Annotated in this window: 16 protein-coding genes; 1 reads left to right on the forward strand and 15 read right to left on the reverse strand. The window is 71.9% G+C overall.

All coding sequences use genetic code 11. The features are described 5' to 3' along the window. The first annotated feature begins 291 nt into the window (after nt 1–291). Entirely contained in the window at nt 292–972 is a 681-nt protein-coding gene (locus SNOUR_RS35745; RefSeq protein WP_067355457.1) for a phosphatase PAP2 family protein, read from the forward strand. 37 nt (nt 973–1009) lie between these two features. Here SNOUR_RS35745 and SNOUR_RS35750 read toward each other — a convergent pair whose 3' ends face one another. Genes SNOUR_RS35750 through SNOUR_RS35820 form a run of 15 tightly spaced genes read right to left on the reverse strand, consistent with a single transcriptional unit; the run spans nt 1010 to nt 19745 of the window. Continuing rightward, on the reverse strand, nt 1010–2419 hold the full coding sequence (locus tag SNOUR_RS35750; protein WP_067355460.1) for a glutamate-1-semialdehyde 2,1-aminomutase: 1410 nt from the start codon (nt 2417–2419) through the stop codon (nt 1010–1012). A gap of 7 nt (nt 2420–2426) precedes the next feature. Then, nucleotides 2427–2978, reverse strand: a complete 552-nt coding sequence (locus SNOUR_RS35755; RefSeq protein WP_067355463.1) for a dTDP-4-dehydrorhamnose 3,5-epimerase family protein — start codon at nt 2976–2978, stop codon at nt 2427–2429. Nucleotides 2979–3004: 26 nt separating this feature from the next. Continuing rightward, nucleotides 3005–4288, reverse strand: coding sequence for a polysaccharide pyruvyl transferase family protein (locus SNOUR_RS35760; RefSeq protein ID WP_067355466.1), 1284 nt, complete (start codon nt 4286–4288; stop codon nt 3005–3007). Further along, the gene (locus SNOUR_RS35765; protein WP_067355468.1) at nt 4285–5232 is read right to left on the reverse strand and encodes a glycosyltransferase family 2 protein; all 948 of its coding nucleotides are present in this window, start codon (nt 5230–5232) and stop codon (nt 4285–4287) included. The genes SNOUR_RS35760 and SNOUR_RS35765 overlap by 4 nt, the downstream gene beginning before the upstream one ends. Then, on the reverse strand, nt 5229–6548 hold the full coding sequence (locus tag SNOUR_RS35770; RefSeq protein ID WP_067355470.1) for an MATE family efflux transporter: 1320 nt from the start codon (nt 6546–6548) through the stop codon (nt 5229–5231). The genes SNOUR_RS35765 and SNOUR_RS35770 overlap by 4 nt, the downstream gene beginning before the upstream one ends. Then, nucleotides 6545–7819, reverse strand: a complete 1275-nt coding sequence (locus SNOUR_RS35775; protein WP_174717929.1) for a DUF4910 domain-containing protein — start codon at nt 7817–7819, stop codon at nt 6545–6547. The genes SNOUR_RS35770 and SNOUR_RS35775 overlap by 4 nt, the downstream gene beginning before the upstream one ends. After that, nucleotides 7816–8841 carry an NAD-dependent epimerase/dehydratase family protein gene (locus tag SNOUR_RS35780; RefSeq protein WP_067355475.1) on the reverse strand — a complete coding sequence of 342 codons (1026 nt, stop codon included), beginning with the start codon at nt 8839–8841 and terminating at the stop codon, nt 7816–7818. Before SNOUR_RS35780 ends, SNOUR_RS35775 begins: the two co-directional genes overlap by 4 nt. Before the next feature lie 3 nt (nt 8842–8844). Continuing rightward, nucleotides 8845–9495: a PIG-L deacetylase family protein gene (locus SNOUR_RS35785; RefSeq protein WP_067359054.1), complete on the reverse strand. Its 651-nt coding sequence runs from the start codon at nt 9493–9495 to the stop codon at nt 8845–8847. Next, nucleotides 9492–10286 (reverse strand): sugar phosphate nucleotidyltransferase, encoded by a 795-nt coding sequence (locus SNOUR_RS35790; protein WP_067355478.1) that lies wholly within the window; start codon nt 10284–10286, stop codon nt 9492–9494. Before SNOUR_RS35790 ends, SNOUR_RS35785 begins: the two co-directional genes overlap by 4 nt. Next, nucleotides 10286–11524: a class I SAM-dependent methyltransferase gene (locus tag SNOUR_RS35795; RefSeq protein WP_067355481.1), complete on the reverse strand. Its 1239-nt coding sequence runs from the start codon at nt 11522–11524 to the stop codon at nt 10286–10288. The genes SNOUR_RS35790 and SNOUR_RS35795 overlap by 1 nt, the downstream gene beginning before the upstream one ends. After that, nucleotides 11525–12745, reverse strand: a complete 1221-nt coding sequence (locus SNOUR_RS35800; RefSeq protein WP_067355482.1) for a glycosyltransferase — start codon at nt 12743–12745, stop codon at nt 11525–11527. 2 nt (nt 12746–12747) lie between these two features. Continuing rightward, nucleotides 12748–14052, reverse strand: a complete 1305-nt coding sequence (locus SNOUR_RS35805; RefSeq protein WP_067355485.1) for an O-antigen ligase family protein — start codon at nt 14050–14052, stop codon at nt 12748–12750. A gap of 1 nt (nt 14053) precedes the next feature. Beyond that, complete coding sequence (locus SNOUR_RS35810) at nt 14054–15592, reverse strand: right-handed parallel beta-helix repeat-containing protein (protein ID WP_067355487.1); 1539 nt, start codon at nt 15590–15592, stop codon at nt 14054–14056. An 8-nt stretch (nt 15593–15600) separates the two neighbouring features. Beyond that, complete coding sequence (locus tag SNOUR_RS35815) at nt 15601–17577, reverse strand: alginate lyase family protein (protein ID WP_067355490.1); 1977 nt, start codon at nt 17575–17577, stop codon at nt 15601–15603. Further along, complete coding sequence (locus SNOUR_RS35820; RefSeq protein WP_067355493.1) at nt 17574–19745, reverse strand: bi-domain-containing oxidoreductase; 2172 nt, start codon at nt 19743–19745, stop codon at nt 17574–17576. Before SNOUR_RS35820 ends, SNOUR_RS35815 begins: the two co-directional genes overlap by 4 nt. Between the last annotated feature and the right edge of the window lie 4 nt (nt 19746–19749).

Below are 19749 nucleotides of genomic sequence, written 5' to 3' on the forward strand. Positions count from 1 at the left end.
CACGCACTGCCACCACCGAAAGAAGGACCAGCTCGGCCAAGGATTTCCGACCGGGGAACCAGGCGGCGTCCAGCCCCTGCGGGGCGGCGTCCAGCAGGTGGGGGGCGGCGGTGAACCGGATTGTTGGTTAGGGTGGCAACTGGAGGCTGATCGTGCTGTGTTGGCCGGGGGGATTGCCGGGATGGCGGGTTCGGGGCTGCACGGGCCGGCGACTCCCGCGGTGTCGTACAGGCCAGGAGCGGGTGCCCGCGGGGCTGTAGAGGCATTCGGACCGGACGCGGGGGCGGGGGTGTGACCGGCCGGCCGGCGCCCGCGGCGCTGCCTTGGTCGCTGCGCGCGTGGCTCGGGCCGATTGCGGCCCTCGCCGCGCTGGTGGTCGTCGTGCTGGGGGTCCTGTATGCCGACGGCGGCAAGCCCGGCGTGGCGGACGCGTGGATCCGGGCGGCGGTGGACGGTGTGCGGCCGTCGTGGCGGTATGTCGCCCTGGCCATGGACTTCTTGGGGGAGCCCGCCGGGTCGGCGACGCTGGTCGTGGTCACCGTGACGGGCTGCCTGTTGCTCCGGCATCCTCGCGCGGCGGTGTTCGTGGTTGCCGGCGTCGGCATGACGGTGGGGACGACGACGCTGCTCAAGCACCTGGTGGGACGCACCATCCACGGCGACAATCTGTCCTACCCGAGCGGGCACACCGCCTTCTTCACCGCGCTCTGCCTCGTGGTGGCGCTGCTCGCGACCGGCCGGCTCGGCCTCGGCAGGTCGGCCGGCACCCTGCTCGTGCTCGCCGCGGCGCTGGTGGCCGGCGCCGCGATGGGCTGGGCGCAGGTCGCCCTGGACGCGCACTACCCGACCGACGTCCTCGGCGGCTGGTGCACGGCGTTGGCGGTGACGGTGGCGACCGGGTGGCTGGTCGACCGGGCGGCCGACCGGCTGGTCGACCGGGTGGCCGACGCCGATCGGCCGGGGCGTCGCTGACGCCACGTCACATCACGTCAGGTTGTTTCTCGACTCGTCATGACAAGCGGCGGAACACCGGCTTCACCGGACGCCCCGCCAGCCAGGGGGTGGGGTCGGCGGCGTCCAGTGCCTTCCGGTACACCGCACATGCCTGGGCCACCACCTCCACGGTGCGGTCGATGTCGGCGTCGCCGAGCGCGCTGCTCACCACGAACGACGGGGCCAGCACTCCGCCCGCGAGGAGCCGGCGCAGGAACAGCGTGCGGTACTGCTGCGACGGCCGGCGGTTCTCGTCGAGGGTGGCGAAGACCAGGTTGCTGGCCCGGCCCCGGACGACGACGTGGTCGCCGACGCCCATGCTCGCCGCGGCGTCGCGGACGCCCGCGGCCAACCGCTCGCCGAGGGCGTGCAGCCGCGCGGTGATCCCCTCCTGGGTGTAGGTGGTCTGCACGGCCATCGCGGCGGCCAGCGAGTGCGTTTCCGCGCCGTGTGTGGTGGACAGCAGGAACACCCGGTCGCCGGAGTGACGGAGCCCGCCCTGCTCCATCAGGTCGCGGCGCCCGGCCAGCGCGGAGACGGCGAACCCGTTGCCCAGCGCCTTGCCGAACGTGGAGAGGTCGGGGACGACGCCGTACAGGCCCTGGGCGCCCGCCTCGGACCAGCGGAAGCCGGTGATCATCTCATCGAAGATCAGTACGCAGCCGTGCCGGTCGGCCAGTTCGCGCAGTCCGGCGAGGTACCCAGGAGTGGGGTCTGCCCTGCTCTGGGGGCCCCTCCCGGCCGAAGGCCGGGGGAGAAGTCGAGAACTTGGGGAAGGCTCGGCGTGGGTGGCAGGTTCGAGGATCAGGCAGGCGATCTCGCCCTGATGACGGGTCAGCAACTCCTCCGTGGCGACCAGGTCCCCGTAAGGGAAGGACACCGTGAGCTCGGTGGTCGCCGCCGGGATACCGGCCGACATCGGGGTGGTGCCGATGAACCAGTCGTCGACGGAGAAGAACGGATGGTCGCCGCAGACGGCCACCCGCGGGCGCCCGGTGACGGCGCGGGCGAGGCGCACCGCGGCGGTGGTTGCGTCGGAGCCGTTCTTCGTGAACTTCACCATCTCGGCGGTGGGCACCGTGGCCAGGAAGCGTTCCGCGGCCTCGACCTCCAGGATGGACGGCCGGACGAAGTTGCTGCCGCGGTGGAGTTCCCGCTGCACCGCCTCGACCACGCGGGGGTGGGCGTGGCCGAGACTGACCGACCGCAGGCCGGAGCCGTACTCGATGTAGCGGTTGCCGTCGATGTCCCATACGTGGGCACCGCGGCCGTGGCTGATGACCGGGGCGAGGTTCTCGGGGTACTGGTCGTCGCCCTTGGCATAGGTGTGCGCGCCCCCGGGGATCAGGGCGTGCAGCCGCTCGTTCGCCTGCCGCGACCGGGGCAGGTCGAGCTCTTCGGTCCCCGCGTTGTTCTCGGTGGCCACGCCGACCTCAACTCTCCATGTTCTGAAGGACCTTGGCGAGGCGCGGCGCCTCCAGGTCCCGTTGGGACATCGATGTGACCGGCAGCGGCCAGGGGATGGCGAGCTCCGGGTCGTCGAAGGCGATCGTCACGTCCTCGGCCGGATCGTGCGGGCGGTCGATCCGGTACGAGGTGTCGGCGGTTTCGGTGAGCGCCTGGAAGCCGTGCGCGCACCCCGCCGGGATGTACAGGCTCATCTGCGTCTCGCCGGACAGCTCGAAGAAGGCCCGGTTGCGGTAGGTCGGCGAGTCCGTCCGCAGGTCCACGACGACGTCGAAGATCCTCCCGTACGAGCACCGCACCAGCTTGGCCTCGCCGGCGCCGGAGCGCAGGTGCAGGCCGCGCAGCACGCCCCGGACCGAGCGGGACACGCTGTCCTGGACGAAGGCGTCCGGGTCGAGGCCCACCGAGCGGATCACGTCGGCGTCGAAGGTGCGGCAGAAGAAGCCGCGTTCGTCGGCGTACGGCGTCGGTTCGAAGAGGTACGCGCCGGCTATCGCCGGGACTTCGGTCGCTTTCATTCCGGTCGCTTTCATTCCGGGCGCGTTCATGGAGCCTCCCGCACGGCGTGGGTGTGGTTGTGGGTGTGGTCGTTCGTCCGGAACACGGCCCTGGTCAAGGCCCTGAACTGGTGGTCGAGTTGCCGCTCGGCGACCAGGTTCCGCTCGGCGAGGGTCCGTCGCAGCTCCGCCGATCGCCGCTCCAGCGCACGGAACTGCTGGAGCAGCCGGTCGGCGTCGACCTCGCGAGCCGAGTGGCAGTACGCGCCGAGTCCCATCCGATCCATGAGTGCGTCGCTCTTCGCGGCGTAGCTGAGTGCGAGCGTCGGCGTGCCGACCTTCAGCGCGCAGATCAGGTTGTGGTAGCGGGTCGCCACCACGGTGTCGGCCGCCGCCGTCTCCTTCATCAGCTCGGCCAGCGAGCCCGCCTCGGTAGCGGTGACCAGCGGCGAGTCCACCGCGTCGAGGATCGCGGTGACCACCGGCGCGTCGCAGGCGTCGCCGGTGAGCAGTCGGACCGGCCGGCCGTCCTCGACCAGCGCGCCGACGAAACGCGTGGTTCCGTCGAGGTAGCGCCGGTGGATCTCCTCGGCCCGAGCGCGGTCGTCGTTGCCGCCGTGGAAGTCCATGACGCCGACGCAGACCGGGCCCGGTGTGTTCGAGGGCGCTTGCCCGAGTTCTCCGACAGGCTCCGAGCAGGGGATACCCCCGTCCCGCGGTGTGGGCAGGGCGAATGCGAGGTCCGGGTAGACCTCGTCGCGTGTGGTGTCCACGCCCATCTCCCGTAGCGCGGCGCGGGATTGAGCGTCCCGGTACGACCGGTACGTGGCCAGCCGTGCCGACCAGCGCACCAGCGCCCGGGTCGCCCGGTCGCCGATCGGGGCGGCGCCGACGCCTACCAGTGCGACCCGGGTGCCGAACAGCCGGCCGGACGCGCAGAGCAGGAACAGCGCGTACGGGAAGCCCCACGGCCGCAGCGGCAGCGTCGCCTCCAGGACGCCCATGCCCGGCACGATCACCACGTCGTGCCGGCGCACCCAGGCGGCGGTGCGCACGACGTCGACGAGTTTGCCCAGGCCCTTGCCCGCGATCGCGCCCGCGCGTGACGCGGTGCGGTACTCCCCCCGGTACCAGTGCAGCCGCGTCGCGGGGATCCGGTACCGGGTCGCGACGACCTCGGGTCCGCCGCACAGTGCGTCCACGACCGCCTTCGGGTGCGCGGCGCGGAGGTACCCCAGCACGGCTTCCAGTGATCCGTCGTTGCCGAGGTTGCCGGAGCCGAGCAGGCCGAACACCCCGACGCGCAGGGGAGTTTCGCCCGTGGACGTCATGCCTGCCGCCCCTCACGGCCGGCCACCAGGTCGTCGACACGGACGGTGAGTTCGGCCGTGTCGACCGGTGCGCGGTCCTCCACCCGCTCGCCGGCGCCCGGCCGGACCCGGCTGGTCATCCAGGCGGCCAGGTGCCGGAAGCATGCGCGCCGGTCGGCCGCGGACAACGGCGCCCGCCGGATCGCCGACACGAAGCCCTGGACGTACTCGGCGAGCAACCGGGGCGTCGGGTGCAGCGGGCCCGCCCGGCGCGGGTCCAGGTTGACGCACCGGGAGCGCTTGGAGGGGTTCGCCCGCTCGGCGCGGGTGGGGTGGTCGCGGCGGAAGTACAGCAGCTCAGGCACCTGGTGGAAGGGCCCGTGCAGGACGATCTCGGCGACGAACGTGCGGTCCGCGTGGTGGTAGCTGTCGTGCGGCTTCACCCGGCGCAGCATGTCGGCCCGCATGACGCCGTAGAAGTCGTCGCCACCGGGCTCGAAGAGGAAGCTGCGGAAGCGCTCCGGCGCGCTCGGCGAGTCGGTGGCGAGCCCGTACGCGTACGGGACCTTCAGTCGGCCGTCGCCGTCGATGACCGCCTGGCCGGAGTGCGCGAGGACCACGTCCGGCCGCTCGTCCAGCGCCTCCACGCAGCGCCGCAGCAGGTCCCGGGCGTAGAGGTCGTCGTGCGAGGCCCACTTGAAGAGCTCGCCGCGGCACTGGGTGAACACGTAGTTGTGGTTCGGCGCGGCGCCGACGTTCCGGGCCAGCCGGAGGTAGCGGATGCGCGCGTCCTGTGCGGCGTACTTGCGGCAGATGTCCTGGGTCCCGTCCGTCGAGGCGTTGTCGGTGATGACCAGCTCGAAGTCCTCGTAGGTCTGGCCGAGCAGGGCGTCGAGCGATTCGGCGAGGTACTCCTCGCCGTTGTACACGGGCAGGCCGATGCTCAACCGGGGATGGGCGGTCATGACGTCCTCACTTCGGGGATGGGGATCTGGTGGCGCTCGCGCAGGGCGGACCGCAGCTGCAGCCACCACACGGCCGAGCCGCAGACGGTCGCGGCGGCGACGCCCCAGGCCGAGCCGACCGTGCCAGCCACGGCCGCACCGCCGAGCCCGCCGACGACGTAGCAGATGGAGGCGAACAACTGGCAGCGCAGGCTGCGCCGGGCCGCGGCGAGCGCGCGCAGCCCGGCCGCCGCGCCGGTGCCGAGGCCGGCGCCCGCCACGCCGAGCGTGGCCGGCACGATGAGCCCCGAGGCAGAGCTCCAGACGCCGCCGAGCACGAGCGCGCCGACCCGGTCCGGCACCAGCAGCAGTGCCGCGCCCCAGAGCAGCGCGGCGACGGCCTGCCCGCCGCCCAGCAGGAGGCAGAACGCGCCGAGGCGGTGCGGGGTCCGCCGCAGCACCCGTGCCGCCTCCGCGACGGTGACCAGCGAAAGACCCATCAGCACAGCCATGAACGGGCCGAGCAGGAGCTCGGCGCCCCGGACCGCACCCACCGCGCCGACCCCGACGATCGCGCCGAGCCCGTACGCCCGGAGCTGGCTCGCGCCGCTCGTGCTGACGTTCTCCAGCAGGTACCGGTAGCCGAGGTCCCGGTGCCCGCGCAGCCACTCGCGCGCTCCGGTCAACCGGGGCCGGATACCGGACTGGAGACAGCCGTAGGCCGCGGCCACCGCGGCGGACGCGCCCCAGGCGAGCACGAAGGCGGCCACGCTGCCCACGCGGGCCGCCAGCACCATGGCCGGGACGAGCGCGATGCCCCACACCAGGTCGTTGACGAATGCCTTCCGCCCGGTGCCGGCGGCGAAGAACGCGTACCGCCAGGCGTCCTGCAACAGCAGCCCCGGCAGCACGACGCCGAGGCAGGCGAACGCGGAGCCCACGTCACCGCCGAGCACCGGTCCGAGCGCCAGGCACGCCGCGCCGATGGCGGCACCGACGCCGAGCGCGGTGCCCGACGACCGGGCCACCGCCCCGCGCCAGGACGCGTCCGACACGCCGCTGAAGCGCACCACGAGCGGATCGGTGGCCAGCCCGCGGGAGACGCTGAGCACCACGCCGTAGGTCACCCAGGCCAGGCTGAACACGCCGAACGCGGTCAGCCCCAGCGAGCGGGCCACGTAGATCCCCACCACGAAGTTGGACAAGCTGGAGGCCGCCTGGTCGGCCAGTCCCCAGGACAGCCGGCCGACCATGGCCCGCTTGGCGGTCCGCCGGGCGTGTCCGGGCGGGGCCGCCGCTGTCGTCGTCTGCTCCCCTCCGGGGGTCATCGGCGTCATGCCTTGATCAGCCCGGCGGCGCCCAGGGCGCCGGCCGCGACGGCGACGGTGTCGAACGGCAGCCCGGACCGCTCGGCGACGTCCAGCAGACTGTGCTGGCCGTCGGAGAGGTTGAGCACCCAGAGCATGGCCATCTGGGCCTGCTTGGTGTCGCTGCGCCCGCCGAGCGCGTCGTACAGCCCGCGGCGGCCCAACTGCGGTTCCCCGTAGGGGCTGAGGTTGAGGTACCGCCGGTTGCGGTCGAGCACGGCGAACGCCTCGCGGCAGACGGCGAGGGTGTCCGCCATCGCCTCCGGGGAGACGAAGTCCGGGTTGTCCGCCGAGGTGTGGTACTCGGGGTAGCCGGCGTACGGAGTCCTGCTGAGCGAGCCCACACCGAGATCGAACCCGGGTGAGCAGTACTGCCGCTCGTCGTAGCCGTACGGGGTGAACTCGGCGATGTGGTGCGGGCGTTGGGAGGCGGTCAGCACGTGCCGCAGCACCCGGTCGATCTCCGCGTCGCCGCGCCTGCTCCGCTTGTACGTGAGCTGGCCCCGGTCGCCGGCGCAGGCCAGTACCAGGCCGTGCTTGACCTGGTCGATCCGCTCCGCGTTGCGGGCCAGCCAGGTGATCGCGCCGATGGTGCCGGGCGCGTAGACGAACCGGTAGGTGTAGTACGGCGTTTCCTGCGCGAGCGCGCGGGCCAGGAACGTCGCCACCGCGATGCCGGCCAGGTTGTCGTTGGCCAGCGACGGATGGCAGACGTGGCAGGAGACGATCACCTCGTCCGGTACCTGACCGGGGATCACATGCTCGGCGTAGGTGAGGTGGCCGTCGGCGAGGGTGGAGTCGATGCGGACCTCGTAGTCGCCTTCCGGCAGCGCGTCGAGGGTGTCCTGGGCCAGGCAGAACCCCCATTCCGGCGTGTAGTAGCTGGTGCGGTACGGCACCCAGGTGGGGTGGTCCGGCAGGGTGTGCAGGTGTGCGCGCAGCTCGGCCAGCGGCATCGTCGCCGCCACCGGGACGCTGTAACCGAGCACGTGCAGACTGGACTTGGCGAAGTCGACGACCCGCCTGCCCGTGGTGTCGGCGATGTACGCGTCCCGGATGTTCCACTCCTGCGGCACCGTCCAGTCGAGCACCTGGGTCCCCGTCGGCACCTCGTGGACCTGGAGGGGGACGTACTCGCCGACGATGTCCAGGGTGGCGCGCACGCCGTCGCCGGTGATGCTCCGGCAGAGCGGGTACAGCCGCTCCACCAGAGCATGCATCTGTTCGCCGAGCACGGTCATCGGCGCCACCGCAGGGTGTCGTCGACGGTGCCGGCGTCGGACGCCGCGCGCAGCACCGCGAGGCGGGTGAAGCGCTGCTCGAAGTCCTCCCGGGTCAGGCCGAACGTCCGGTAGGCGTCGGCGAGTTCGAGCGCGCCCCGCTGCACCGTCCACTCGCAGTCGAAGCCGGGGATCGCCGCGCGGAACCGGGAGAAGTCCACCCGGTACGAGCGCGGATCGGCGCCGTTCTCCCCGGTGATCCTGACCTTCGCGCCGGACACCGCCTCGGCGACCTGCTCAGCGATCTCGGCGACCGTGACGTTGTTGGTCTCGCTGCCGATGTTGAACGCCCGGTCGTGCACCGCTTCCCGCGGCGCGCTCAGCGCGGCCGCGAAGGCCCGTGCGATGTCGGCGGCGTGCACCAGCGGGCGCCAGGGGGTGCCGTCGGAGAGCACCAGCACCTCGCCGGACAGGAGCACGTGGCCCACCAGGTTGTTCAGCACGATGTCGGCGCGCAGCCGGGGGGAGTAGCCGAAGGCGGTGGCGTTCCTCATGTACACCGGGGTGAAGTCGCCGTCGGCCAGCGCGTGCAGGTCGTCCTCCACCCGCACCTTGGACTCCGCGTACGGCGTCACCGGGCGCAGCGGGGCGTCCTCGGCCACCAGGTCGTCACCGCCGGCGGCGCCGTAGACCGAGCAGGTCGACGCATACAGGAAGCGTCGTACTCCGGCGTCGCGGGCGAGTTGGGCGAGGCGTACGGACGCGTGGTGGTTGATGTCGTAGGTGAGTTCCGGCGCCAGTGATCCCAACGGGTCGTTGGACAGCGCGGCCAGGTGGATAACGGCGTCCACCCCGGCCACGTGTTCGGCCGTGACGTCGCGAAGGTCCACCTGATGTCCGGACGGGTCCGCAGGCGTCGGGCCGAGGACGCAGTCGGCGAACAGGCCGGCGTCGAGGCCGACGACGTCGTGTCCGGCGGCCGTGAGGACCGGGGCCATGACGGTGCCCAGGTAGCCCTGGTGTCCGGTGAGCAGTACGCGCAAGGTTCAATCCCCCAGGTCGAGAGCGAGTTTGGTGACGGCGAACGCCTCGGCGTAGCGCGCGTGGCATTCGATTCCGCGGATCCGGGCGAGGCCGAGGAACGCCTCGCGGTCGTACCAGGGCCGGTGCCGCTGCGAGGGGTAGTGCTCCTGCAGCAGCCGTACCTTCCGTTCGGCGATCTCGGGCGACAGCGGCTGGTACGCCGCCGGGCGGCCGAGGTCGCCGTCCCACTTGACGATCTCGTAGCCGAGTACGAGGTGGTCGCGGAACGCGGTGGGAATCAGCCGCGCCAGGCCGCGGTGGTCCTGGTGCGCGTCATCGGTGCGCGGGGCGAGGATCAGGTCCGGGTCGGTCTGCGCGCGCAGCTCCTCGACGGCGGCCTTGGCCTCGTCCCAGTGCACGGGCATCCTCCCGTCCGGCAACTTCAGTACGGTCAGGTGCAGTTCGGCTTCCGGACAGAAGGCGGTGAGCGCGGCCCGCTCCTCCTGCTCCCGTTCGGTGCCGCTGCCGGAGAGCACCAGCGCGTCGACGCGGATACCCGGCCGCGCCAGGCACATCGTCAGCAGCGTGCCGCCGGCACCGATGGCGATGTCGTCGCAGTGCGCGCCCACCGCGACGATCCGGGCCAGGTTGCGCCCGGCGCCGAGCCGGATCATGCGCACACCCCGGCGGCGTCCCGCTCCCACACGGCCCAGGGGCGCTCGCCCCGCGCGTAGGCGGCGTCGAGCGCGGCCCGCTCCTTCACGGTGTCGGTCGGCTTCCAGAAGCCGCGGTGCTGATGCGCCACCAGGCGTCCCTGCTTGGCCAGTTGGGAGCAGCCGTCGGCGACCAGATCGCCGTTCTCCGGTATGTGGTCGAAGACTTCCTGGCGGAGCACGAAGTAGCCGCCGTTCTCCCACAGCGGCAGTTCGCTGACCGCGGTGATCCCGCCGACGAGCCCGTCCTCACCCAACTCCACGCAATGGAAGGAGGATTGGGGCGGCACGACCATCATCGACGCACCCGCGTCGCGCTGCGCGAACCGGTCGATCATCTCGGGCAGCGGTGCGTCGGTGAGCACGTCGGCGTAGTTGGCGAGGAACATCTCGTCGCCGTCCAGGTGGTGGCGCACCCGGCGCAGCCGCTCCCCGATCGGCGACTCCACACCGGTCTGCGCGAACGTGATCGTCCAGTCGGATATGTCGGTGGAGAGCAGCTCGGTGCGCCCGCCCCGCAGCACGAAGTCGTTGGACGTCGTCTCCTCGTAGTGGAGGAAGAAGTCCTTGATGTGGTGGGCGCCGTAACCGAGGCACAGGATGAACTCCGTGTGCCCGAAGTGCGCGTAGTAGCGCATGACGTGCCAGATCAGCGGCCGGGGCCCGACCATCGCCATCGGCTTCGGCACGTCGTCCGCGGCGCCGCTGCGCATCCGCATCCCGTAGCCGCCGCAGAACAGAACGACCTTCATCAGTTGACCTCGACAATGCTCAGTTCCGGGATGGGGAAGACAAGGCGGCCGCCCCATTCGTGCACGTAGGACAGCTGCTCGACGAGCTCGGCCCGCAGGTTCCACGGGAGGACGAGGACGTAGTCCGGCTTGTCGGCGGCGATCTGTTCGGGCGGCAGGATCGGGATGCGGGTCCCGGGGGTGAACCTGCCGTGCTTGTACGGGTTCCTGTCGACCGTGTAGGCGAGCAGGTCGGGGCGGATGCCGCAGTGGTTGAGCAGGGTGTTGCCCTTGCCCGGCGCGCCGTAGCCGACGACCGTCTCGCCGCGCTCGGCCGCTGTGATGAGGAACTTCAACAGGTCCCGGCGCACCTTGGCCACCCGGGCGGCGAACTCCGCGTACCCGGACAGCTCCTGAAGGCCGGCAGCCTTCTCCCGGGCCAGCACGTCGGCCACGTTTCCCCAAGCTCTCGGCTCGCCGGCCACCTCGGTCGGCCGGGCCCACAGCCGGATCGAGCCGCCGTGCGTGGGCAGCAACTCGACGTCCACGAGCGCGAGTCCGCCGCTCGCCAGCGCCCGGATCGCGGACGCGACCGTGTAGTACTGGAAGTGCTCGTGGTAGATCGTGTCGTACTGGTTCTCCTCGATCAGGGTCAGCAGGTGCTGCACCTCGATGGAGACCCAGCCGTCGTCGGCGACCAGGGCGCGCAGCCCCTTGGTGAACCCGACGACGTCGGGGATGTGCGCGTAGACGTTGTTGGCCACGACCAGGTCCGCCGGACCGTGCTCGGCGCGGACGGCCGAGCCGGTGTCCGGGGACAGGAACTCCGTGAGCGTGGGCACACCCTTCTCCCGCGCCGCGGCACCGACGTTCACCGACGGCTCGATGCCCAGGCAGCGGATCTCCCGGTCCACCAAGTGCCGCAGCAGGTAGCCGTCGTTGCTCGCGACCTCGACCACGAAGGCGTCGGGGCCGAGAGCGAGGCGCCGCACGGCGTCGGCGACGAACGTGCGCGCATGCTCCACCCAGGAGGTCGAGTAGGAGGAGAAGTACGCGTACTCGCTGAACGTCTCCTCCGGCGTGATCAGCGGAGGGATCTGCGCCAGCCAGCAGTCGGTGCAGACCCGCAGGTGCAGCGGGTACGCCGGCTCCGCCCTGTCCAGTTGGTCCGCGGCGAGAAAGCTCTCACATGGTGGCGTCGCCCCGAGGTCGACGACGCTCGCCATCGCTTCCGAGCCGCAGAGTCGGCATCGTGTCATCTATTTCCCCCCATTGATTCCGTCCCCCATTGATTCCGTCCGACCCGCGATCGCGGCGCGGTACGCATCCACCAGGCGCTCAAGGCCGACGGCCGGGCTGAACCCCTGCTCGTAACGGCGCCGGGCCGCCCGGCCCATCTCCCGGTTGCGGGCCGGCTCGACCGCGATCCGGCGTATGCAGGACGCGAGCGAGGCGGCCTCGCCCGGCCGGTGCAGCAGCCCGGTCACCCCGTCCTCGACGAGTTCGACGAAGGCGCCGTGACCGGCGGCGACGGTCGGGACCCCCGCCGCCATCGCCTCGACGACCACGAGACCGAACGCCTCCAGCCACGTCGAGGGAGCCACCACGGCGGCCGAGCGTGCGATGGCCTGCCGGCACTGAGCCGTGTCGTACAGGCCGACGAACCGCACGTCGTCCCGGCCCGCCGCCCAGGCGGTCACCTCTCGCTCCAGCGGCCCCGCGCCGGCGATCACGAGCGGCACGCCCACCCCGCCGTCCGCGGCGATCTCGTCCCACGCGGCCATGAGCAGCCGCACACCCTTGGCCTCCGCGAGCCGACCGAGATAGAGCACCTGCTCGCCGGCGCCCGATCGGCGGGCGTCCGGGTCGGGCACGAAGTTGTGCTTCACCACCAGCCGTTCGGTCGGCATGCCGGCCCGCACCAGGACGTCGCGCTGCGCCGCGGAGATGCAGAAGAACCGCTCCACGCCGGACCACCACCGTCGCCGGTTGACCGACAGGCTGACCGCGAGCGGCACCGTCGCAAGGCGGGAGCCCCGGTAGCAGCCGTGCCGGACGGCGGGCAGCGGCGTCGACCCTACGCACTCGGTGCACGGCCGGCCGTCCCGCTGCAGCGTGCCGGGCGGGCAGACCTGGGTGTAGTTGTGCAGTGTGGCGACGGCGGGCACACCGGCGTCGGCGCAGGCGGCCAGCACCGCGGGCGACAGGAGCGGAAAGACGTTGTGGACGTGCACCACGTCCGGCCGCTCGGCACGGAGCCGGGCGGCGAGTTCCGCGCGGACCGCCGGGTTCCACGGCACCAGCAGCGGCACCGCGACCTTGCCCAGCAGGGACCGGGCGGCGATGTCGTCGCTGCGCCGCTCGAACACCTCGACCCGGTGGCCGGCCGCGCGCAGCAGCGCCGCCTCCTGGTCGACGACCTTGTTCTCCCCGCTCGGCTGCGCCGAGGCGTAGCGGTTGTGCACCACGAGGACGTGCATGGTCAGGTCACCTCCGATCTCCGGGCCCAGCGCGGGATGTGTCGTCGTGGAACTTCGGGCGTCGGGACGGGCGCGACCGCGGCAGGTGCCACCAGCAGCGAGGCGGCGACCGTCAGGTGCAGCAGATACGGCGAGGCGTCGCCCAGCCCGGCCTCGGTGTAGGACGCGATCGCGCAGTAGCCGATCAGGAAGATCGCGCAGGCCCGCTGCAGCGACGGTGGCCGCAGCAACGCGACGCCGCCCAGCACGAGGATGATCGCCGCCACCAGGGCGATGCCGATCAGCCCCTGCTCGTTGTAGACGGCCAGCCAGCTGTTGTCGATCGGCAGCCCGCCGAACGACTTGTCGCCCAGACCCACGCCGAACAACTGCTCCATGGTCGTCCGGGGAGCTGCCAGCAGGGCGTCCCAGACCTTGGCCCGGCCGGTGAGGTTGGAGAAGTTCTCCTGGCTCTGCCCGCGCAGGAACCACGCCTGCAGCGCGGAGCTGAACGCCACCGCGGCCACCGTGGCGCACACCACCGCCCAGGTGAAGAACCGGCGGGCGGCGGCACTGGTCAGGACGAGCGAGCCGATCGCCAACGCCAGCCCGATGAACAGGCCCAGCGTGGCCGTCCGGGTATGGGTCAACGCCAGCAGGACGAGCGACGGCACGATGACGACCGCCGCGCCGGCCCGGTCGGTCCGGCGGCCCAGGACGAGCAGCACGGTGAGCCCGACGATGACCGCGGCGTACTGCCCGATCTGCGGCGGGGTGAGCGGCCACAGCGCGCCGACGAGGCGCCCGCCGTAGAGGTCGGGCATGGCCGCGCCCGGTGAGACGACCAGGCCGGCGGCCACCGACCCGAGCACGGCGAAGTACATCCGGATGTGGTGCCGGACGAATGTCGGTCCGCCGTCCCACCAGCGGCTGAGCAGCCACAGCGTGCTGACGAAGAGAGCCAGCCGGGCGCAGCGGAACAGCGCGCCGAACCCGGACTCCAGGAGCGCACTGGAGAGCACGCTCGACACCAGCAGCAGGGTGAGCAGGAACAAGTAGGCGCTGAGACGGATGCGCAGCCGGACATTGAGGGCGAGCGCCAGCGCGAACGCGGCGACCAGCGCGCCCATGGTGACCAACTGGATGAGGGAGCGGGGCAGCGGAACGATGGTCTTCGCCCCGGCGGAGCCGAGCGTGTTGAGGACCAGCAACCCCCAGACGATCCCGACGATCTTCGGCGTGCCGGCAGGGCGCGGTGCTGCGCCGGGCTGCGTTCCCGCCGTGTGCAGTCCGCCCGGCAGCCCACCGCGCGACAGGTCTCCGCCCATCTCAACCACCGGCCTGTGGGTCGAGGGTGCTGCCCGCGTCCTGCCGGTACGGCGTGCCCCGCCACTGCCCGGAGTCGAGCACCTGACTGGGATCGTGGGCGACGAACGTCCACGGCCCGAGGTAGACGTTGTCGTGCCAGCGGTTGTGCTGCTCGCCGGTGATCGCCTCGGCCACCCGGTCGCCCTTGTACGGCGACCAGTCCGGATAGGTGCCGTAGTTGGCCAGCACCGCCATGCGGTCGCACTTCGCCGTGCACGTGACGACGGACTTGTCCAGCACGAAGCGGTTGTCGTGGATGTCCACCCGCTGGGTCTTCCACCGGCAGTCGGCGTAGAGCGGTGCGCTGGCGATCGCCGGCTCCGCGCAGCGGCGGGGGTCCCGCACCAGCAGGGTGCAGTCACCGGACGAGGTGTTGGCCGGGCTGTTGCAGAACCGGTCGGCGTTCTCCCACAGGGTGATCCCGGACCAGTTGTCCTCCAGCACGTTCCGATAGATCTCGATCTTGTCGGTGCGGGCTCGGATCCGTGGTTCGCCACCGGACTCGGACAGATAGACGGTCGCGAACGGGAAGTTGTCGCCGCGGTCGGCCGCCTTGCGGCCCTCGACCCAGTTGTTCCGCCGGATCGTGTTGTTCCGGATGACCGCGTTGTAGCTGGTCTCGTAGATCAGGGCGGCGCCGTAGTTGGCCTCGATCACGTTGTTCTCGATGCGGAAGTCGTTGTTGTTGGTGTCCGCCCACAGCCCCGTTCCGCGGTTGTCGTGCACCCAGTTGCCGCGTACATCGGCGCCGTTGACGGCCCAGAACTTCACACCTCCGGTGCAGCCGCAGCCCGGCCGCCGCCGTTCCCAGTCGCCGGTGTTGTTGCCCACGATCTCGTTGCCCTCGACCACCAGGTCGCTGACCCGGCCGCCGGTCGTGTACGCGTTCATTCCGTACTGTCCGTTGTCGCGCAGGCAGCTGGCGCGGACCCGCTGGTGGGCGCCGGCCATCAGTCCGGCACCGGAGTTGTCCTGGATCGTCGCGTGCTCGATCACCCACCCGTCGGCCGAGTCGTGGTTGACCACGCCCTCGTTCTGCGGCGCGACGAAACCCTGCACGGTCAGGTAGCGGATGGTGACGTCGCGGGCGGTACCGCCGAACGCGTACTGGTTCTTCTCCCGACCGTCGAGCACCGCGCCCGGCGCACCGAGGTAGCGGTCCCCGTCCTTGGGGATGACCTGGGCGTAGCGATCCGGGTCGAGCCTGTGCGTGCCCGGTCGAAGCCAGAACGTGGTGTTCGGGGGGTTGCTCTTGGTCTTCGCCGCCAGGTCACCGACCTCCGCGGGGTCGACCGGCACCGCGTCCGCCGGTGCCTTCGTCGGCCCGGCCGCGGGCTTGCCGCACACCCGGGCCACGGACGTGGACAGCGCCCCGGACGTGGTCGGCGCAGCGGTCGGCTCCGCCCGGGCGCCCGGTGTGCTCGCACAGCCGGTCGCCGCCAGCAGGGCCAGCGCCAGCGGTGCCGCCGCCGACGCCCAGTGCCGCCTCTTGATCCCCACGCGCCCCCCTAGCCGCGGAACCTGAGCACGGTGGTGAACTCCCCCGACAGCGCTGTGCCGTCGGCGAAGCCGGTGCCGACCAGCGTGGTGGTGGGTTCCTTGCGCCCGAAGCCGGCGGAGTACCAGCCCAGCGGCGGGTCGGTCTCGCCGCGATGCGCCCGCCAGCTCAGCTGCCCGGGCAGGTCGAGCACCGCGGAGTGCCCCTCGCCGTCCCGGACCCAGGTGAGCACTGCCCGGTTCCCCACCAGGTCCGCGGCGATCGTCGGGCCGAGGTGGAACGCCAGGTGCACGGTCCGGCGCGGGCCGCGCACCTCGTCGACCACCGTCAACTCCTGTGTCTCGGCGGTCAGTTCAACCCGCCGGCGGTGGACGGACGGCTGGTAGCCGTCGTGCTCGGCGCACCAGCGGGCCACCCCTTCATCGGACGTGTCCGTGGTCAGGACGCGGCTCCTGGCATGCCGGGTCCACAGGAACGGGCCACCGGAGACGGACTGGTCACTGCCGTCCAGCCGCAGGGTGTTGTGGCCGAGGGTCGACCGGAAGTACTGCCGCCACTCGGGCTGCCCGTGGTAGCAGAACGTCCCCGGGTCGGCGAGCACGTCCACCCCGTCGTGCCGGACCTCCACGGACAGCGCGTCCGCGTGGGCATGCGCGGCGATGGACAGGAAGCCGTGGCGGCCGCCGTCGCAGCGGCACCAGATCTCCCCCGGACCACGCAGGATGGTCATACCCGCGTCGGCGAAATGGGCCGGTCGGCGCACCGGGCGGGTCACGGCCGGCGCCGTTGCGACCTTCGCGTACGGCCGGATGAACGCGGCCAGCAGCGGGGTGCGCACATCGGTGCCGGTCACCGTCGGCCACCAGGCGAGCCGACCGAACACGGCGTCTCCGGTGGCCAACAGCGAGGCCCAGCGGTCGGTGCCCGCGCCGTCCACGACCAGACCGTGCCCGTCGTCCGCGTCGCCCTGGCGCGGCGGCCGTAACCGGCTGTCCACGACGGCCGCGAGCGCGTCGGTCATCCGCAGCAGGACCAGCCGGACGGTCGCGGGGACCGGCACGGCGGCGGCATCCGCCTCGGCCACCGCGGCCAGGCCCAGTTCCAGGACGAGTCCGTGGTACTCGGTGGCCAGCTCGCGGTTGAGGCCGGAGTGGAAGGTGTTGCCGCGCAGATGCCGTTCCAGCGACCGCAGTGCGCCGGCCCGCCAACGCGCCGAGGCGGGGAACCACCCGAACGCGCAGGCCGCGGCGAGCTGCCCGGCGGCCTCGGCGATGACGTGGTTGTTCGCCGAGGACCCCCGGCTGGGGAAGGCGGCCAGCCAGCGCTGGTGGTGCCAGATCTGGTTCAGCGCCACCGGGTTGCCCTCGAACAGCGCGGCCGCGCCCGGCCAGCCGTCGAGCAGCCGCCGGATCCACACCCAGGACAGCAGCCGGATGCCCAGCTCGATGCCGCTGACCCAATGCACGCCGCGCAGCGGTGGGTTGGCCGCCCACCACGACCGCAGGTGATCGGCCACCCGCTCGGCGTACCGCTCGTCGCCGGTGATCGCGTAGGCGGCGGCCAGCACGGTGAGGTACTGATGCCGGGACGGTTCCCAGATCTGCTTGATGTCGCCGACCGCGTCCTCGTTCCGATACGGCACGTCGAAGGCGTAGCCCCCCGGGGCCCGGCGCCCGGTCTTCGGGTCGTACCACCAGTCCGGGTCGGCCAGGTCCTCGCGGACCACCCCGAAGTACTCGGCGTGCCCGTCCATCAGCCGGTCCGCCTCGGCGAGGAGGCGTTTCGCGGCGTCCGGAGGTATGCCGGCGATCGTCCCGGCGGGCAGCACCGCGGTGAACCGGGCACCGGACACGCTCGGGCAGTGCGGCCGCGCCGACCGCCACCGCCGCCTGCGGACCGCGTCGCCCACCCGGCCGCCGACCTCCCGCGGTCCCATCCGGGACAGCCGCCGCAGGTACCAGCCCGGACTCCCCGAACTCACGGTCATCGCGTCCTCGCCAACGTCACCGGCGCGCCGCCGGCCAGGCCGGCCTGCACGGCGAGGGTGGCCGCCGTGGTGGCGACCAACGACTCCAGCGGCACCGGCATCGGCCCGCCGGTCCGAACTGCCTTGACGAACGAGGCCAGTTCGGCGTTCTGCCCCTTGTCCCGGGCCTTCGGCAGTCGCGAACTCACCCACTTTTTCCCGCCGTACACCGAGGCACGCACGAAGTCGTCGAGCCTGAGCACCTTGCCGTCGGCGACCAGGTCGAGGGTCTCCTTGGGGAAGCCGGGCGCGCCCGTGGTGACGTAGCTGAGGGTGGCGGTGGAGCCGTCGGGGTAGCGCAGGACGACCTGGAGGTCGTCGTTGCCGGATGTGGCGACCGCGTACACCGAGACCGGGTCCGCCCCGAGCAGCCAGCTCGCCGTGTCGATGAAGTGCCCGCCCTCGCCCACGAAGCGCGAGCCCTCGGTGCCCTGCCTGAGGTACCAACTGCCGTGCTGCAGCGTGCCCGCGTTGATGAGGTAGCGCAGGTTCGCGGGTCCGGTCCGGGGGCCGAACTGCTTCTTCGCCTCGTGCAGCAGCGGCGCGAAGCGGCGGTTGAAGCCCACCTGCAGCCGGTCGTTGCCGGACTCCTCCACCGCCGCGAGCACACCGGCCAGCTCGTCCTCGGTGAGCGCCAGGGGCTTCTCCACGAACACCGACTTGCCCGCGAGGAGTGCCTTGCGGGTCAGTTCGGCGTGCGAGCTGTGCCGGGTGACCACGAACACCGCGTCGATGGACTTGTCGCCGAGCACGGCGTCGAGGTCGGTGGTCGCCTCGGCGAAGCCGAACTTCCGCTGCGCGTTGGCCGCGGACAGCGCCGTCGTGGTGACCACGGTCGACAGCTCGACGCCGTCGCGCTCGGCGAGGTGCGGCAGCAGCATCGACGTCGCGTAGTTCCCGGCGCCGACGAAGGCGAGACGCACCGGCGTACGGGCGGCACCGGCCTTGCTCGGCCGCACGTTCGCCGTGGGTACGGCGACCGCCAAGTCCGCTGATTCCGCGGCCTGTTCGGGGTATCGGAACAGCACGGCGACGGCCTTCAGCCCGCCGTCCTTCAACCCCTGGTACGTCTCGACGGCGTCGTCGAAGTCGGCGACGTGGGAGATGAGGGGCTCGACGTCCACGCGGCCACGCGCGACGAGGTCGAGGAAGCACGCGAGGTTGCGGCGCTCGGTCCAGCGGACGTAGCCGATCGGGTAGTCGCGCCCTTCGAGTTCGTACGAGGGGTCGTAGCGCCCGGGGCCGTAGGAGCGCGAGAAGCGGACGTCGAGCTCCTTCTCGTAGTACGCGTTCCACGGAAGGTCGAGTCGGCACTTGCCGATGTCGACGACCCGGCCGCGGTCGCGCGCCAACTGGGCCGCCAGTTCGACGGGTTGATTGCTGCCGCCACCGGCGGCCAGGTACACCTGGTCCACGCCGTGGCCGTCGGTGAGCTCGGCGACGGCGGCGGCCACCGCAGCGGACTCGGGGTCGCCGCAGGCCGCGGCGCCCGTGCGCTCGGCGAGTTCGCAGCGCGCCGGGTCCGGGTCGACGCCGACGACGCGGACCCCGGAGGCGGTGAGGAGTTGCACGACCAGCTGCCCGATCAGGCCGAGGCCGATGACCAGGGCCACCTCGCCGAGCTGCGGCTCGCCCTGGCGCACGCCCTGGAGAGCGATCGACCCGACGGTGCCGAAGGCCGCGTGCCGGGGCGCGAGACCGTCGGGGAGCGGGGTGTAGAGGTTCTTCGGCACCCAGTTCACCTCGGCGTGCAGCGCGTGCTCGTTGCCCGCGCAGGCCACGAGGTCGCCGACCTTCACGTCGTCGATCCCGGCGCCGACCTGCTCGACCACCCCGCACAGCGAGTAGCCGAGCGGCGTGTACGAGTCAAGCTTGCCCATCACCTTGCGGTACGTGGCGGGCACCCCGTTGGTGGCCACGCTCTGCATGACCTTGGCCACTTGGTCGGGGCGGGAACGGGCCTTGCCGAGCATCGACATGCCGGCCTCGGACACCTTCATCATCTCGGTGCCGGTGGAGATCAGCGAGTAGGTGCTGCGGACCAGCACGCCTCCCGGCTTGCACCCCGGTACCGGAACGTCGAGCACCGCCAGCTCGCCGCTCTTGTAGTTCTGCACGATCTGTTTCACTCTC

The sequence above is a fragment of the Streptomyces noursei ATCC 11455 genome, assembly GCF_001704275.1.
Classification (GTDB): Bacteria; Actinomycetota; Actinomycetes; order Streptomycetales; family Streptomycetaceae; genus Streptomyces; species Streptomyces noursei.

What these genes read in the sequence shown, in the direction of transcription:
- SNOUR_RS35755 (WP_067355463.1), bottom strand. Translation starts at nt 2,978, where the DNA reads ATGAAAGCGACCGAAGTCCCGGCGATAGCCGGCGCGTACCTCTTCGAA.
- SNOUR_RS35760 (WP_067355466.1), bottom strand. Translation starts at nt 4,288, where the DNA reads ATGACGTCCACGGGCGAAACTCCCCTGCGCGTCGGGGTGTTCGGCCTG.
- SNOUR_RS35765 (WP_067355468.1), bottom strand. Translation starts at nt 5,232, where the DNA reads ATGACCGCCCATCCCCGGTTGAGCATCGGCCTGCCCGTGTACAACGGC.
- SNOUR_RS35770 (WP_067355470.1), bottom strand. Translation starts at nt 6,548, where the DNA reads ATGACGCCGATGACCCCCGGAGGGGAGCAGACGACGACAGCGGCGGCC.
- SNOUR_RS35775 (WP_174717929.1), bottom strand. Translation starts at nt 7,819, where the DNA reads ATGACCGTGCTCGGCGAACAGATGCATGCTCTGGTGGAGCGGCTGTAC.
- SNOUR_RS35785 (WP_067359054.1), bottom strand. Translation starts at nt 9,495, where the DNA reads ATGATCCGGCTCGGCGCCGGGCGCAACCTGGCCCGGATCGTCGCGGTG.
- SNOUR_RS35790 (WP_067355478.1), bottom strand. Translation starts at nt 10,286, where the DNA reads ATGAAGGTCGTTCTGTTCTGCGGCGGCTACGGGATGCGGATGCGCAGC.
- SNOUR_RS35795 (WP_067355481.1), bottom strand. Translation starts at nt 11,524, where the DNA reads ATGACACGATGCCGACTCTGCGGCTCGGAAGCGATGGCGAGCGTCGTC.
- SNOUR_RS35800 (WP_067355482.1), bottom strand. Translation starts at nt 12,745, where the DNA reads ATGCACGTCCTCGTGGTGCACAACCGCTACGCCTCGGCGCAGCCGAGC.
- SNOUR_RS35805 (WP_067355485.1), bottom strand. Translation starts at nt 14,052, where the DNA reads ATGGGCGGAGACCTGTCGCGCGGTGGGCTGCCGGGCGGACTGCACACG.
- SNOUR_RS35815 (WP_067355490.1), bottom strand. Translation starts at nt 17,577, where the DNA reads ATGACCGTGAGTTCGGGGAGTCCGGGCTGGTACCTGCGGCGGCTGTCC.